Source organism: Bradyrhizobium sp. CCBAU 51627 (assembly GCF_028128765.1).
Lineage (GTDB): Bacteria > Pseudomonadota > Alphaproteobacteria > Rhizobiales > Xanthobacteraceae > Bradyrhizobium.
On sequence record NZ_LBJG01000027.1, the window covers coordinates 218,921 to 233,975 of the forward strand.

The window sequence follows — 15,055 nt, forward strand, 5'->3', positions numbered from 1 at the left end:
GAGCGCAGCGAAGCAATCCAGACTGTCCCCGCGGAGGGGTTCTGGATTGCTTCGCTGCGCTCGCAATGACTGGGTTTGCCGGTCCAGCTCGAACTACGCCGCAATCAGATCGTCATACATGGGATCAATTGCATCCTCCGCGACCAGTTCGTCGCAGAACAGCCTTGCCTCTTCCCGCGCAGATTCGGTGGCGAAGCGGCGCAGCAGGACCATCAGGGGCTCGGTAGCGCCGCGGTCGGTCTCGCAATGGGTCAGCACGCGCTCGACCATGCGCCGGCGCAAGCGCGCTGCGGTGTCGTCGGTGTCGACAAAGCCCTGCTCGTGGCAGGCATCGAGCGCGACCTGGAACGCGGCAAACGTCGCCTCCGGCAACCCGGCGCGGCGAAGCAGCGCGTGCAGGCTGTTGCCGCCGCGATCGTGCAGCAGTGCGGAAACGCGCGCCAGCGGCAGGTCAGCGAGTTCGGCGAGCGCGGCATCAAACAGGTCGAGATTGCTCGACAACAACGCGCGCAGGATCAGTCCCGCGGTGAGCTGGCCGGTGATCCGCAGATGCTTGACCAGATCCTGCATATCGTCACCGCGCGAGCGCGCTGCGATGTTCATGGTGGAGCGATCGCGCGCCTCGATCGTCATGCGCTCGGCACGGTCGGCGCTGAGCCAGTTCCGGGCCACGACGAATTGGGCCAGCGTCTCGGAGAGCTTTGCCACAAGCGCGGCGCGCGTTGCGGCCGGAATGTCGTCCAGCACCAGCATCGCCTCGCGGATCGCGGCGAGATGGCCGTGACGCTCGACAATGCGATTCCAGGAGAACGGTGCGAGCTCCGCGTGAGGGTTTTCGATCAGCTCGAGTGAGGCCGCCGCGCAACCGACTTCGGCGATGGCGGCACAGACCGAGACCGGCAGCGCAATCCGGCGCGCGACCGCGCATTGCACCTCCTCGTTGCCAGTCGCGACGATGTCGACGAGATCGGCGTCGACCAGCAGCGGCGAATGTTCGAGCACGGGCAGCGCCACGGTCGGCTGGTCCGTCGACAGCGCCCGCACGATCGACGCCGGCGCATCGAGGCTGCGTGCAAAGGCCTCGGCCATCGCCTGCCGCACCAGCGGCGACGGATCGTCGAGCAGCATCAGCAGCGCGCCTTCGGCCGCAACGCGGTCATCATGCGAAAGGTCTGAGATCAGCCAGGCCCGGGCCAACGCCCGCGTAGCCTCCGCCCGCTCACCGGCGGGCGCCGTCCTGATCCAATTGATGAACTGCCGAACAATCATGCTGCTTCCGGCTTACACAACAAACGAAAATGGTGACGGCCCGTCACCTGCAACACAAAATAAACCACGACGCTTAACAAAGCGTTCACCATAACCGGCTGGTTTTATTGATGATTTGTTAAGAGCTGAGGATCGATCAGCCGCGCCGGCAACGCACTAGCTTGAGAAGGTGCCGCTGCGGTCGCTGAAGAGATCGAGCGGCTGCGGCGGACGGACATTGGGCGTCGCCGACGCAACCGAGGTCAGCGAGGCGTTGTTGCCCCACAGTTTCTGCACGGTCGTCGAGACCGGCTGCGTGGCGTCGCCCGGCTGATAGATCGAGCGAAATGCCGGCGCGGAGGGTGCATTGTCAGCGACGGTCATTGACGATGCCGCACTCACCGGCGTGACGCCTCGCGCGTCCGGGAAGGTCTGGAGGAAGACGGCATTGTCGACGATCGGCGCAGCAGGCTGCACGCCATTGGCGCTGGCGACCTGCGTCGTCGAGGGCGTAGCGCCATACATCGCCATCGCGCTGCGGGTGACCTTCGAATTCGCCGCGCTGGCGTAGCGCGCGTCCAGCACCGAATAGACTTCGGAGACGCTGCGGGCACGGCCGTCCCTGGCGTAGAAGATCGAGCGATTGGCCGAGGCCGCGTTGGGAAACAGCCGCGCACCAACCGCTTGCGGATTGTCCTCGGCATTGGCGATCAGTTTCGCCGCGCCGCCGACGCCCATGAAATGGGCCATATAGAGCTCACTGTCGGAGGGCCTGCGGCCGAGCAGACCGGTGAGCTTGAAGCTGTTGGACTGCGTCAGCGCCGCCGCCATGCTGGACGCAGCCTCGGGATCGTCGCGGAGCTTCATGATCGATCGCTTCATGAAGGGGTCATCGACGGTGTAGCTGCCCGACGAGGTCCTGGTGATCGCGTCGGCGTAGTTGCCGTAGCCGAGCTGGGCCCCCGCCTCCTTCACCGTGCCGAGCCAGGTCTGGTCGATGAATTGATAGAGACCGTGGGCGGACGAGGTGGTGGCGCCCGCAGACGGATCGAAATCCGATTCCATCTTGGCGGTCGTCACCATGTATTGGAAGCTGACGCCGGTCCGGTTGGAGACCTGCTTGATCGCGCCGGCCACACGCGTCTGCGACGGATCGAGAAACGCCGTCTGCGAGACACTGGAATTGTCGACCGACATGATGGAGTGCCCGCCCGCGCGGCATTGGAGGCGCCGGCAATTCGGCGCCCGTCGTCCCACCGTGGGACAGGCATGGTTAATGCGGGGTTAATTCGGGGGCGCGCTTCCCCGATTCAATTCCGGGCTACTTCTTGTAGACCGAGTCCGGATCGAACAGCCGCTCCGAATCGACGAACACAAGCGTCGCGCCTGCATCGTCCGCCTCGACCTTGCGATAGAAGCACGAGCGGCGGCCGGTGTGGCAGGCGGCGCCGATCTGCTCGACGCGAATCCAGACCGCGTCCTGGTCGCAATCGGTGCGGATCTCGACCACGCGCTGGGTCTGACCTGAGGTCTCACCTTTTCGCCACAACGCATTGCGCGAGCGGCTGAAGTACCAGGCCTCGCCCGTGGCAATGGTCTTGCGCAGCGCCTCCTCGTTCATGTGCGCGACCATGAGGACGTCACCGGTCGCGACGTCGGTCGCGACGACCGTCACAAGGCCGGCGGCATCGAACTTGGGGAGAAAGACCAGGCCTTCCTCGATCTCATGGGAGTGAGCGGACACAGCAACTCTCGCCAGTCATTCGCGAGGTCAGCGCTGCAGGCCTCGTACCAGGGACAGGAAACGGGCCTGCTCCGCCGGATTGTCGCGGAACATGCCGGTGAAACGGCTGGTGAAGGTGGAGGCGCCATGCTTGGCGACGCCGCGCACCGACATGCAGGTATGCTCGGCCTCGATCAGGACGGCGACGCCGCGCGGCTTCAGGATTTCGTCGATCGCAGCTGCGATCTGCGCCGTCAAATGCTCCTGGGTCTGGAGCCGACGGGCAAAAATGTCGGTGAGCCGGGCGAGCTTGGACAGACCGACGACGCGCTCCACCGGAGTATAGGCGATGTGCGCCTTGCCGTAGAACGGCATCATGTGATGCTCGCATTGCGAGGTAAACTCGATGTCGCGCACCAGCACGAAATCGTCATAGCCCGCAGTCTCGCCAAACGTACGGTCGAGCACCTCGGCTGGGCACTGATGGTAGCCCTGATAGAGCTCGTCGAAGGCCTCGACCACGCGGCGCGGCGTGTCGAGCAGGCCCTCGCGCTGCGGGTTCTCACCGATATAGGCGAGCAGCGTCTTCACGGCCGCCTCCGCCTCGGCGCGCGCCGGGCGCGGCTGGTCGGCACGGACGGCGGCGGCGAGGAATTCAGAGGGATCAAGCTCCGCCGGGCGGCTGTCGAGCTGCCGGTCGGAAGGCTTGTTCGGGCGGATGGATTTGATCGTCGCGTCCATGTCTACTCCGTTCGACGGCCCTGCGGCCGGAGTGTCACCGGCAGACGAGGCGGACAAGCCGCCGGACGCCTGAAGAGAACAGTATTCGGCGAAAGGCCCATTTGGCAATAACGCCGGCAGCGCACACCTGGATCACCGCCAGCGAAGCCGGGCTGTTTTTCCGCCAGTTCCAGCCCTATATAGGATCGTGGCCGGCGCCCGCCAAGGCCGATCCGGCTCGTAAGTGTTGGACTCCATCACATGCTGAACGACATCTATAACAAGCGGATCATCGAGCTGGCTGGCAATATTCCGCGGCTCGGGCGGTTGGCGGACCCCGACGCCAGCGCCACCGCCCATTCCAAATTGTGCGGCTCGACTGTGAAGATCGACCTCAAGATGGAGGGCGACACCGTCACCGACTTCGCCCACGACGTGAAGGCCTGCGCGCTGGGGCAAGCCTCCTCGTCCATCATGGCAAGCCACGTGGTCGGCTCGACCGCGAGTGAACTCCGTGAGTTACGCGAAACCGTTCGCAAGATGCTCAAGGAGAATGGAGCGCCTCCCGAAGGCAAGTGGGAAGAGATCAAATTCCTCGAGCCGGTCCGCGACTACAAGGCGCGCCACGCCTCGACGCTGTTGACCTTCGACGCCGTGGTCGATGCGATCGGCCAGATCGAGGCGAGGGCGAAGCAGCCCGCTACCGCGCAAGGCTGAAGCTCTTATTTCTGCGGCGTCGAAGCTGGAGCCGCGACGCCCGCGAGCGGGACCACGGCTTCCGCCGTCTTGGTCGACTTGGCAGGTTGAGGGTCCGACTCCTGGCCGAACCTGGCCTGCGTCTTCGGTGCAAGCTCCGCCACCGCAGGTGCCGTGACGTCCACATGCGGCAGCACGTCGGCCACGAGATCTGTCGTCACGAGATTGGTCAGCTTCAGCTCGGCCGCGTTGAGTTCGTGCAGATCTTCCCAGGGCGGCACATTGAGCGCGAGCGACAGCAGATCACCCGCACCGCCCATATCGAAGGTGTATTTGGCGAGCCGGCCGATGTCGCGTTCCACGATCATCAGATCCTGCGCAGTGTAGCTCGCCGCTTTGGCGTCATCCGCGCGGTCGCCCATCCAGATCTGATGGACGCGAACATGAGCCGCTTCCGGCACGTAACGTTTCTTGCCGGCCAGCAGCAGGAACACGCACATGGATTCGCAATAGGCTTCCGAGGCGACCGTCGGACGGGCGCCCTGCCCGCTCTTCTGCTGCGTGATGCCGACCGTGGTGAGAAGACCGAGGGTGCGGAAGCGCCGGCCGAGCGTGATCGCATCGTTGACGGAACCGCCGCTGGAGTCGAGTACGACGGTGGCCCCGCCGAGCTGGCGTCCGCGGGCAAAGTCGTCAAAATCCTTCGGCGTATCGGCAGTGATGATGCCCACCGCACTGACCCAGCCGCGGCAATTGGGTTCGCAGGCGACCCAGCTGAATTTCATCGGCAGCTTGCGCTCTTCGAGGGCAGCACCGGCTCGGGCCGACGATCCGAATGTCGCGACGGCGCCTGCCAGCACGACTCCGCAAGCGGCGGTTCCCACCAGCAACCAGCCGCGAAGGTTGAGCGACTTCAGAAGTTTCAAACTGATCCCTTCCCCAAGCCCATTCGCGCGATTATCCCCGCTTCGCGCTCGATGAGTCGATCATACAGTCGTATGTTTTCACGCGTGTCATAAAAATGGTATCCGGGGGAATACAGTTCGTCCATAGGGACTTGCTGCACTGCTCCCAAAAAGCACGGAAAATATGGCGCAAAAACAACTGCTTGCTGTTCCCTGCGCCGGAACCGGGCAAGATCTCGCTCACGATCGCGGCACAGCGCACATGAAGCATTCAGCCTGCGAGCATTGTTCCGCTTCCCTCGCCGAGGCGCTGCGGCTGCCGCGCAGATTCGGCCGCGCGCTGATCTGGCTCTACAGGCATACGCTCTCGCCGTTGGTCGGCTACAATTGCCGCCATCTGCCGACCTGCTCCGTCTATGGCGATGAGGCAATCGAGCGGTTCGGTCTCTGGGCCGGTGGCTGGATGACACTCGCGCGCGTGTTGCGCTGCAATCCATTCGGCACGTCGGGGATCGACAATGTGCCCCTCACTCCGCCGCAGAATGCGCGCTGGTATTTGCCGTGGCGCTACGCTCGCTGGCGCGGGGTCAATTCGTCTTGAGTTTGCTGCGGTGCTTTGCGCATTTCTGCCCTGAGCGGAACTGGAACTCTGCCCTCGCGTTGTCGTGATGCTCCCACGGGAGGAAACAACAATGCGCTGGAAAATCAGCCGTCATTTTCATTTCTGGCCTGGTTCGCACCTTAGCTTCAATCCAAGGGAACACGATCCCAGAACCGTCGACATACTCGCGATCATCGCGCTGCTCATGCTGGTCCTCGGCTCCGGCTGGTATCTGTCGGCAAGTCTTGCGACACCGCCGAGCACGACGGCGTTCATCGTGCCCAGCCAAAGCGTGCATTGGTAGTCAGCGGAACCAGAAGAAGCGTCCGGGTGGCGGCGGAATCGGCTCGGGTGGACGTAGTCGCTTCGACCGCGGCGGCTTCGGCGGCGGCTCGGCCGACGACGTCGTCTCCGCGGCCGGGGCGATCTCGCTTCCCGGGACCTTCACGGACAGCAGCAGATTCGACTCATGCATCCGCCAGCGATAGCCGACGCCGAAATCGATCGGCTGGGCACGCGTGAACAATTCAGCGTAGCGCTCCTGATAGCGGCCAGGGAATTCGTCGATCGGTCCGAGATAGCGGCCGAACGGGAAGAACCGCCATTGCCGCGGATTGTAACTGGCGAGCGGGATACCGGAATCGTCCTGGATAATGGTCGCGCTGTTGGCAAGCAGCCAGTCGCGGACCACGGTAAAATTGCCTGCGTGCAAGAGATACGACGCGCTCTTGATCAGGCTGTTGCCCGGCCCGAGCGTCGCGCAGAATTTCAGGAAGCCGGTGGCACGCGCGCCCGGGTTGGAAAGATCGGTCGAGAAATAATATAGCGTGCGCGCCTCGCCGTCGCTGCCCGCAAAGGTGATGCGTACGCCGCGCGTGGCGTTCGGCCCCGGATTGTCATTGCCTCCATGGACCCCGCCCTTGTCGTCGAGCGCGACCATCTCGACGTTGCGGATGGTTTTGCCGGAGCGCGCCAGGAAGACGTAGAGGATCGGCAAGGTACCGTTGACCTGGTTGGCGTGCAGATCGACCTTCATCTGCTTGGTGATGAAGAAGGAAAAGCTGAGGATCGAGCCAAGCGAACGCTCGACATTGTAGAGCGCGGCATTGACCGAGCTACGCGGCAGCCTGGTCAGATCGGGCACTGCACCGACCGGCTCCAGGGCGCCCAGCACGTAAGTGCTGGCCTTGGAATAGAAGGCGTTTGCGTAGAGGAAATCCGGACCGCTGAAGAAGTAGAACATGGTCGGCCGGGGCGCGGCGAGATTGACGTCCGACCAGCTCCGGATCTTCGATATCTGCCGCTGCTCGAGCTCGGCGAAGGCGCCGTCGAAGAATCTGGCGTGATGCTGCCAGGACGGGTCCCTGGTGAGCGGCACCAGCGGCGAGTCCGCCGACGGCTGCATCCCTGCGAGGAAGCGCGCGGTGTCGTCAAATGTGACTTCGGCCGCACGCCCGGACGAGATGGCCGCACCCAAAAACGCAAGTGCGACGGCCGCAAGTCTCATGGATCGAAACATGTCTATTCGCGATCGGGTGACGTGGCAGCGGCGACCGGCCGCCTGCGGAAAACAGCATAAATCAGCAGGCCCGAGAGCATGACGAGCATCCCCGACAGCGACTGCACGGGCCGCTCGGTCAAGAGGTAGTACATCATCGATGCGGTCACGAGCAGGAAAATGAGCGGCGTGAACGGGTATCCCCAGGCGCGATAGGGGCGTGGCAGGTCGGGATCGGTGATGCGCAGCTTGATCACACCGGCAACAGTGAAGAACGAGCAGAACAGCAGCGCGAACTGGATGAAGTCGAGCACCGCCTCGAAGCTGCGGGTGAACAGCAACAGATTGGCCACCGCGAGCTGAAACAGGATCGCGTAGGCCGGCGCGCCGCTCACCGATTTCTTCGAGAACACGCGCAGCGCCGGAATGTCCTCCCCCATCGTCATCATCACACGCGGTCCGATCCACATCATCGCGCTGATCGAGGAGATCAGGCCGACGCATATCATCGCGCCGACGATCCGTCCGCCGAGGCTCCCGAAGATGCTGCTGCCGGCTACGCTTGCGACGTCGAGCTGGCCGGCCAGCGCGCTGATTGGCGTCGAATGAAGGAACACCGCATTGAGCGCGACGTACAGCGCCAGGACGATCAGGGTGCCCGCAAGCAGCGCGCGCGGCAGGCTCTGCTGCGGCGTGTTCATCTCGCCGATGATGTAGGTCGCGGCATTCCAGCCCGAGAACGAATACATCACGAAAACCAGCCCGATCGCGAAGGGGGCACTGATGATATGGGCGAGATCGCCCGTCTGCGGCGCAAAGGAGATCGGCTGCGGCGTGCCAACGACGAATCCGGCGACGAGGAATGCAACGATCAGCACGACCTTGAGGATGGTCGAGATCAGCTGGAAGGTCGAGGAGTGCCTGACCCCGGTCAATTGCACGATCGAGACCAGCCACACCACGCCGATGGCAAGCGGGATCGGCGGCAGATCTGGCATGACGGATTTGGCGTATTCGCCGAAGGCCATGGCGGCAAGTGCCACCGGGGCAGCAAAGCCGACTGTCGCCGAGACCCAGCCGGCGAGAAAACCGAACGCCGGATGATAGGTACGGCCGAGGAAATTGTACTCTCCGCTCGAGCGCGGAAACATCGCGCCGAGCTCGCTGTAGGAGAACACGCCACACAGCGCGACGATGCCGCCAATCGTCCACAGCGCGAGGATCGAGAAGCCCGAGGGGATGTCCTTCACCTGGAAGCCGAGGCTGGTGAAGACGCCGACGCCGATCATATCGGCGACGACGATGGCGGTTGCGACCAGAACGGAAACCCCGGAGCCGCCTCCAGTCAGCCGCCCGGTCCAGGGCGCGGTTCCCGCATCTGATGCCGTCATCTGGGTCCTTAGCCTCAGGCGTCGCGCCTCGTGGGAGGCATCGTGCAGATTGGTCCAGTCAATTCAAGCAGGGTTAACAAGGGCTAAATGAGGCAGCCCAAATAGGTAATTAGCCACCTAAATACCCGCTCCTTGCCGATAAACCCGCAGTCGACCGCGGAAATCCGCGCTCCCCTCCCACAATCGCGACACGATTGCGTGGTCTTTTTTGATCGTTCCGGATGTGGGGAGAGTTTCTCCGGACGCTTAACGTCGCCTAAACGCCAGTCGGCTCAATTAGCTCAATATTGCCGATAGACGTGACTTGATAGACGTGACTTGGGGTCATGGGTGGATGGTCGGGGCCGTTCCGAAATTGAAAGCAGACGTGCGTGCTGACCGGACCAGGGCGTCCGGCGCGTGCGGTCGTGCACTTCGGATTGCTCTGATCTCAGGCTTGGTGCCACTCTCGCTCACATTGGTTCAATGCGGCCAGTCGCCCAATCCGACAGCGCTCGCCGCGAGCTCCCAGGCCAATGTCCAGGTCGTTGGGAAGACCAATCCCCAAATCTCCAATCGACAAGTCGCAAGCGGCGACACGTTCGAGGATCGCTTTCCTGCCCCGCAATTTAAGGACCGTTTCCCGTCCGCAAGCGAAAGCTTGCTGCAACGGCAGATGTCGGATTTCTCGCCCAAACGCGCCGTGCAGCAACAGCCTCAGCCAGAGCAGGCGCCCTACAAGGTCGCCTCGCTCGAGCCGCAGATCCCCTACAAGCGTCCGCAGCGTGAGGACCTGACGACCCTCGTCAGCATGAAGTCCTCGGCCTTTCCTTATTTCGGCAACAACCCCGCTTCCGACGCGCCCTTTCTCAACGTCTCCAAGGGCGACCGCCGTGGCCACCGCAGCTATTCAGGGCGCGTGTTCTGGCAGGACGAGACCTACAACGACAGCCGCGTGCTGGTGCATGTCCCTGAGCATTTCGACGTGCGCAAGCCCGGCGTGATCGTGGTGTTCTTCCATGGCAATGGGGCAACGCTGGAACGCGACGTGCGCGACCGCCAGCTCGTGCCGCAGCAGATCACCGCCTCGGGCGCCAACGCCGTGCTGCTGGCCCCCCAGATGGCCGTCGACGCGGCCGATTCCAGCGCCGGAAAATTCTGGCAACCGGGCGGCCTCAAGCGCTTCATGGAGGAATCGGCAAGCCACCTCGCCCGTCTCACCGGCGATCCCAACGGCGCGCGCGCCTTCGCCAACATGCCGATCGTGATCGTCGGCTATAGCGGCGGCTTCCTGCCGACCGCCTGGAGTCTGGAGGTCGGCGGCATCAGCGATCGCGTCCGCGGCGTCGTGCTGCTCGATGCGGTCTATGGCGAGATGGACAAGTTCGCGTCGTGGATCGAGAGCCACCGCTCCGGCTTCTTCGTCAGCTCCTACACGCACTATACCGCACGGCGGGACCGCGAGCTGATGAGCATGCTCAGGCAAAAGGGTATCAGCGTGTCCGAGGACATGGATGGACCCTTGCGTCCCGGCAGCGTCGTATTCGTCGAAACCGGCGATGGGATTACCCATCGCGATTACGTCAACCGCGCGTGGACACAGTATCCGCTCAAGGACGTGCTGGTGAAGATGTCCGCCACGCCGGCGCTGGCACTGACGCGCGTCGCAGCCACCAGCTCTTCGGCATCGAGCCGATAATTGCAGCTCTCTTGTTCAGCTCTTGGGCAGCTTCGGAATGCTCTCGGCAAAGCCATTGAAGCAGGCCAGACGCTCGTCCTCTTCCTTGAGGAAACGGCAGTCGGCGACACCTTTGGCCTTGGGTGCCTTGGGCTTCGGCGCCGGCGGAATCACGGCGTCGTAGCAGTTGAGGCGGTCCTTGGTGCCGTCATCGATGTCGAGGCACGCCTGGAGCCTTACGGCGATCGATTGCGGCTTGCCTTTTGGCGCCGCGGAGGCCGGCTTGGCAGCCGCTTCCTTCGTGCCAGCCTTGGTCCCCTTGGGCTTGACCTGCACCAGTGGCTTGTCCCCCACCATCGGTGGCTTGTCGGTTTGCGCAAACGCGGAGGCTGAATAGAGCACCGCGGCAACCGCCAGAATCATCCTCATCTCAGTCAACTCTCTTTGGTCCCCACGACTGGCCTTCTAGCGCTCTGACGCGCGGTTTGCCAAGCGCCTTGCACAGACGAAAACGCAGGATTCAGGCCTTGGTGGCAGCCAGCGGCGGGCGCCGGGTCAGGATCACCAGGATGACCGCCAGCACGACGAAGCCGACCGCCACGAAGCCGAGCATATGCAGCTGCTCGCGGGCGAACAGCATCCCGCCAACGGCGGAGCCGACTGCCTGTCCGATATAGAGGACGGATGTATTGAGCGCGACGGTCGCCGATGCCAGCGGCGGCGCGGCCGCGACCAGTCGCACCTGCTGCATCGAATTGGTCGATGCAAAGCCAAGCCCCCAGATCGCGACCGCGCCGGCCATCAGCACGAGCGTGCCGGCACCGAGCGCCCAGCCCGTCATCCCGGCAAGCAACAGGGACGTGAACAGCACGGAGGTGCGGTAAGACCCCGCGGTGTCGACAATGCGGGTCGCGATGACGAGGCCAAGAAAGCCGCAAACGCCGTAGAGCGCGAACACGAGACCGATCGCATCAGGGCCGGCGCCGGTGAGCTTGTTGAGCAGCGGACCCATGTAGGTGAAAACGACGAACTGCCCCGACATTTGCAGCATGGTGATCGCAAGCAGGAGCAGGATGATCCTGCTGCGGCCGACCTCGGCCCAGGTCTTCAGATCCACCGGGGCGCCCTTCAAGCCTCCCGGCAACCGCATCAGCAAGAACAGGAAGCTGACACAGCCGAGCGCACCGATCTCGCCATAGGCGGCGCGCCAGCCATAGCGGCTGGCGATCAAGGTGATCAGCGGAAGGCCGGCGGCGGCCGCGAGCGACCAGCCCAGGAAGATATAGGCAATGGTGCTGCCGCGCCGCTCCGCCGGCACGATCAGCGCCGCCGTGCCCGCGGCCTGCGGTGTGTACAGCGCGCCGACCGCGAGCATCACCAGGCGGATGGCGAGGAGGTTCGCATAGTCGGGCGCAAAGGCCGAGGCCAGATTGCCGAGAGCCAGCACGGCGAGCGTCATGGTGAGCAAGATCCGCCGTTCAATGCGGCTGGTCAGCCACGCCGTCAGCGGCGAGCCGATGCACAGGATGATCGCACCAAAGGTGATAAGGAGCCCGGCGGCATGGATGCTGACATCGAGCCCGGTCGCTAGCTCCGGCAGCATGCCCGCCGGCGCCAGGACCGAGCAGCCGGTGACAAGATTGCCGAGCATCAGGGCTGAAGGGGCGAGACGGCGGGCGGCGGGGGCATTTTCCATGCAAACGCATGTAGCGGCGGCTCGTGACGAGTTAAAGGGCACGGCCCGAAATAGTTGGAGCGCTGCCTCCGCTTTTGCGCGCCACTTTCTTGGAAATGCCGGATTGCACGGGCCGAATCGCCTGATATATCGCTCGTTCCCGCTTACCTGCGCTCGTTCGCAGGAGTGAGCCTCAGGAGAAAAGCAATGTCTGACCAGCCCAAATCCGAATCCGGCTTCCAATATTCCCTCAGCAACCTGAAGCCCGTGACCCCCGCCGCCAAAGTCACCCTTACCTTCCCCGACGGCGCCCAGCGCCAATATGACAAGAGCATTACCGGCCTCGATGTCGCCAAGGGCATCTCGCCCTCGCTCGCGAAGCGCACCGTGGCGATGGCACTCGACGGCGTGCTTACCGATCTCAACGATCCCATCGAAGCTGACGCCAACCTCAGGCTGATCACCCGCGACGAGCCGGAAGCGCTCGAACTGATCCGCCACGACTGCGCCCACGTGCTCGCCGAAGCCGTGCAATCGCTGTGGCCGGGCACGCAGGTGACCATCGGCCCGGTGATCGAGAACGGCTTCTACTACGACTTCTTCCGCAACGAGCCGTTCACGCCCGAGGATTTCGCCGCCATCGAGAAGAAGATGCGGGAGATCATCGCGCGCGACAAGCCGTTCACCAAGGAAGTCTGGGACCGCGAGAAAACGAAGCAAGTGTTCCGCGACAAGGGCGAGGCCTTCAAGGTCGAGCTGGTCGACGCCATTCCCGGCAACGAGCCGATCAAGATCTACTACCAGGGCGACTGGTTCGATCTCTGCCGCGGCCCGCACATGACCTCGACCGGCAAGGTCGGAGGCGCCTTCAAATTGATGAAGGTGGCCGGCGCCTATTGGCGTGGCGACAGCAACAACCCGATGCTGACCCGCATCTACGGCACCGCCTTCGCCAAGCAGGAGGACCTCGACGCCTATCTTAAGCAGATCGAGGAAGCCGAGAAGCGCGACCATCGCAAGCTCGGACGCGAGCTCGACCTCTTCCATTTCCAGGAGGAAGGCCCTGGAGTCGTGTTCTGGCATCCGAAGGGCTGGACCATCTTCCAGCAGCTCATCGCCTATATGCGCCGCCGCCTGACCGGCGACTACAGCGAGGTCAACGCACCGCAGATCCTCGACAAGGTGCTGTGGGAGACCTCGGGCCATTGGGGCTGGTATCGCGAGAACATGTTCGCGGCGCAGTCGGCCGGCGACGAGGCCGAGGACAAGCGCTGGTTTGCGCTCAAGCCGATGAACTGCCCCGGCCACGTCCAGATCTTCAAGCACGGCCTGAAGAGCTACCGGGACCTGCCGCTCCGTCTCGCCGAGTTCGGCGTGGTGCATCGCTACGAGCCATCGGGCGCCATGCACGGCCTGATGCGTGTGCGCGGCTTCACCCAGGACGACGCGCATATCTTCTGCACGGAGGATCAGCTCGCCGAGGAGTGCCTCAAGATCAACGATCTGATCCTGTCGACCTATGCCGATTTCGGCTTCACCGGTGATCTCACCGTGAAACTGTCGACACGGCCGGAGAAACGCGTCGGCACGGATGCGATGTGGGATCATGCCGAGCGCGTGATGGCGACGGTGCTGCGCGAGATCCAGTCGCAGAACAATCACATCAAGACCGAGATCAACCCGGGCGAAGGCGCGTTCTACGGGCCGAAGTTCGAGTATGTGCTGCGCGACGCCATCGGCCGCGACTGGCAATGCGGCACCACGCAGGTCGACTTCAACCTGCCGGAGCGGTTCGGTGCTTTCTATATCGATCATGACGGCGGCAAGAAACCGCCCGTCATGGTGCACCGCGCGATCTGTGGCTCGATGGAGCGCTATATCGGCATCCTGATCGAGCACTATGCCGGCAACTTCCCGCTCTGGCTCTCGCCGGTGCAGGCGGTGGTCACGACCATCACCTCGGAAGGCGACGAATACGCCAAGGTGGTCCTGGAGCAGGCGCGGCGCGCGGGGCTTCGGGTCGAGATCGACCTGCGCAACGAGAAGATCAACTACAAGGTCCGTGAGCACTCGCTGGCCAAGATTCCAGCGCTGCTCGTGGTCGGCAAGAAAGAGGCCGAGACGCATTCGGTCTCGGTCCGCCGGCTCGGCAGTGATGGCCAGAAGGTGATGACGACCGCGGAGGCCATCGCTGCGCTGGTCGACGAAGCGACCCCGCCGGACGTGCGACGGGCGCGCGGGGCGGCCTGATTTCTGAAATCGATCTAAATTCGCTTCCGGTTGCGGGCGTGCATGCCTATCTCGGCATGGCACGCCCGACGACCAGCCGAAGAGATCATCCCAATGCTTGATGCCATCGAACTCCTGAAGACCCGCCGCTCGGTCAAGCCGCGCGAGATGACCGGCCCCGGCCCTTCGCCGGCCGAGCTCGAGACCATTCTCACCATCGGCGCGCGGGTGCCCGACCACGGCAAGCTCGTGCCCTGGCGCTTCATCATTTTCGAGGGCGACGCACGTCAGCGCGCCGGCGAGGTGATTGCCAAGGTCTTTGCCCGCAAGAATCCCGGCGCGCCCGCCGCCGATATCGAAATCGAGCGCAAGCGCCTCACTGACGCGCCGCTGGTGATCGGCATCGTCAGCTTCACCAAGCCGCATCCGAAGGTGCCGGCTTGGGAGCAGGAATTGTCGGCAGGTGCCAGCGCCATGAACATCGTCACGGCGGCGACGGCTCTCGGTTATGGCGCGGCCTGGTTGACGGGCTGGTTCGCCTTCGATCGCGACGTGCTTGATGGCCTCGGCCTCAAGGCGGACGAGAAACTTGCCGGCTTCGTCCACATCGGCAAGCCGACCAAGCCGAGCGAGGATCGTCCGCGACCGGTCCTTTCCGAAATCGTGACGCGCTTCTAATCGAAGACTTGTTGACGCTCCTGATGTCTTGCGG

Annotated in this window: 15 protein-coding genes; 6 read left to right on the top strand and 9 right to left on the bottom strand. The window is 63.7% G+C overall.

The features are described from left to right. Positions 1-93 precede the first annotated feature (93 nt). The 4 genes from XH88_RS24540 to folE all read right to left on the bottom strand — a co-directional run bounded on the left by XH88_RS24540 (position 94) and on the right by folE (position 3,712). The gene (locus XH88_RS24540; protein ID WP_271670828.1) at positions 94-1,269 is read right to left on the bottom strand and encodes a DUF2336 domain-containing protein; all 1,176 of its coding nucleotides are present in this window, start codon (positions 1,267-1,269) and stop codon (positions 94-96) included. Positions 1,270-1,425: 156 nt separating this feature from the next. Next, positions 1,426-2,445 (bottom strand): lytic transglycosylase domain-containing protein, encoded by a 1,020-nt coding sequence (locus XH88_RS24545; protein WP_271670829.1) that lies wholly within the window; start codon positions 2,443-2,445, stop codon positions 1,426-1,428. Positions 2,446-2,569: 124 nt separating this feature from the next. Then, positions 2,570-2,992: a phosphoribosyl-AMP cyclohydrolase gene (gene hisI, locus XH88_RS24550; RefSeq protein WP_271670830.1), complete on the bottom strand. Its 423-nt coding sequence runs from the start codon at positions 2,990-2,992 to the stop codon at positions 2,570-2,572. A 27-nt stretch (positions 2,993-3,019) separates the two neighbouring features. After that, positions 3,020-3,712: a GTP cyclohydrolase I FolE gene (folE, locus tag XH88_RS24555; RefSeq protein WP_271670831.1), complete on the bottom strand. Its 693-nt coding sequence runs from the start codon at positions 3,710-3,712 to the stop codon at positions 3,020-3,022. A gap of 240 nt (positions 3,713-3,952) precedes the next feature. On the opposite strand from folE, the gene XH88_RS24560 reads away from it, so the two are divergent. Then, the gene (locus XH88_RS24560; protein WP_271670832.1) at positions 3,953-4,408 is read left to right on the top strand and encodes an iron-sulfur cluster assembly scaffold protein; all 456 of its coding nucleotides are present in this window, start codon (positions 3,953-3,955) and stop codon (positions 4,406-4,408) included. Positions 4,409-4,413: 5 nt separating this feature from the next. Here the strand turns inward: XH88_RS24560 and XH88_RS24565 are convergent, their stop codons facing one another. Further along, positions 4,414-5,313, bottom strand: a complete 900-nt coding sequence (locus XH88_RS24565) for a hypothetical protein (protein WP_271670833.1) — start codon at positions 5,311-5,313, stop codon at positions 4,414-4,416. A gap of 241 nt (positions 5,314-5,554) precedes the next feature. Here XH88_RS24565 and yidD point away from each other — a divergent pair, with 241 nt between their 5' ends. After that, positions 5,555-5,893, top strand: coding sequence for a membrane protein insertion efficiency factor YidD (yidD, locus tag XH88_RS24570; RefSeq protein WP_271670834.1), 339 nt, complete (start codon positions 5,555-5,557; stop codon positions 5,891-5,893). Between the two features lie 91 nt (positions 5,894-5,984). Next, positions 5,985-6,197: a hypothetical protein gene (locus XH88_RS24575; protein ID WP_271670835.1), complete on the top strand. Its 213-nt coding sequence runs from the start codon at positions 5,985-5,987 to the stop codon at positions 6,195-6,197. Here XH88_RS24575 and XH88_RS24580 read toward each other — a convergent pair whose 3' ends face one another. Further along, entirely contained in the window at positions 6,198-7,412 is a 1,215-nt protein-coding gene (locus XH88_RS24580; protein WP_271670836.1) for a hypothetical protein, read from the bottom strand. A 2-nt stretch (positions 7,413-7,414) separates the two neighbouring features. Then, positions 7,415-8,782: an APC family permease gene (locus XH88_RS24585; RefSeq protein ID WP_271670837.1), complete on the bottom strand. Its 1,368-nt coding sequence runs from the start codon at positions 8,780-8,782 to the stop codon at positions 7,415-7,417. Between the two features lie 334 nt (positions 8,783-9,116). Between XH88_RS24585 and XH88_RS24590 the strand changes: the two genes are divergently transcribed. Continuing rightward, on the top strand, positions 9,117-10,460 hold the full coding sequence (locus XH88_RS24590; RefSeq protein WP_271670838.1) for an alpha/beta hydrolase: 1,344 nt from the start codon (positions 9,117-9,119) through the stop codon (positions 10,458-10,460). Between the two features lie 15 nt (positions 10,461-10,475). On the opposite strand, the gene XH88_RS24595 is transcribed toward XH88_RS24590, so the two are convergent. Then, on the bottom strand, positions 10,476-10,868 hold the full coding sequence (locus XH88_RS24595) for a hypothetical protein (RefSeq protein WP_271670839.1): 393 nt from the start codon (positions 10,866-10,868) through the stop codon (positions 10,476-10,478). Between the two features lie 91 nt (positions 10,869-10,959). Next, positions 10,960-12,135, bottom strand: a complete 1,176-nt coding sequence (locus XH88_RS24600; RefSeq protein WP_271670840.1) for an MFS transporter — start codon at positions 12,133-12,135, stop codon at positions 10,960-10,962. A gap of 186 nt (positions 12,136-12,321) precedes the next feature. Between XH88_RS24600 and thrS the strand changes: the two genes are divergently transcribed. After that, positions 12,322-14,364 carry a threonine--tRNA ligase gene (gene thrS, locus XH88_RS24605; protein ID WP_271670841.1) on the top strand — a complete coding sequence of 681 codons (2,043 nt, stop codon included), beginning with the start codon at positions 12,322-12,324 and terminating at the stop codon, positions 14,362-14,364. 93 nt (positions 14,365-14,457) lie between these two features. After that, positions 14,458-15,021, top strand: a complete 564-nt coding sequence (locus XH88_RS24610; RefSeq protein WP_271670842.1) for a nitroreductase family protein — start codon at positions 14,458-14,460, stop codon at positions 15,019-15,021. Positions 15,022-15,055: the final 34 nt, after the last annotated feature.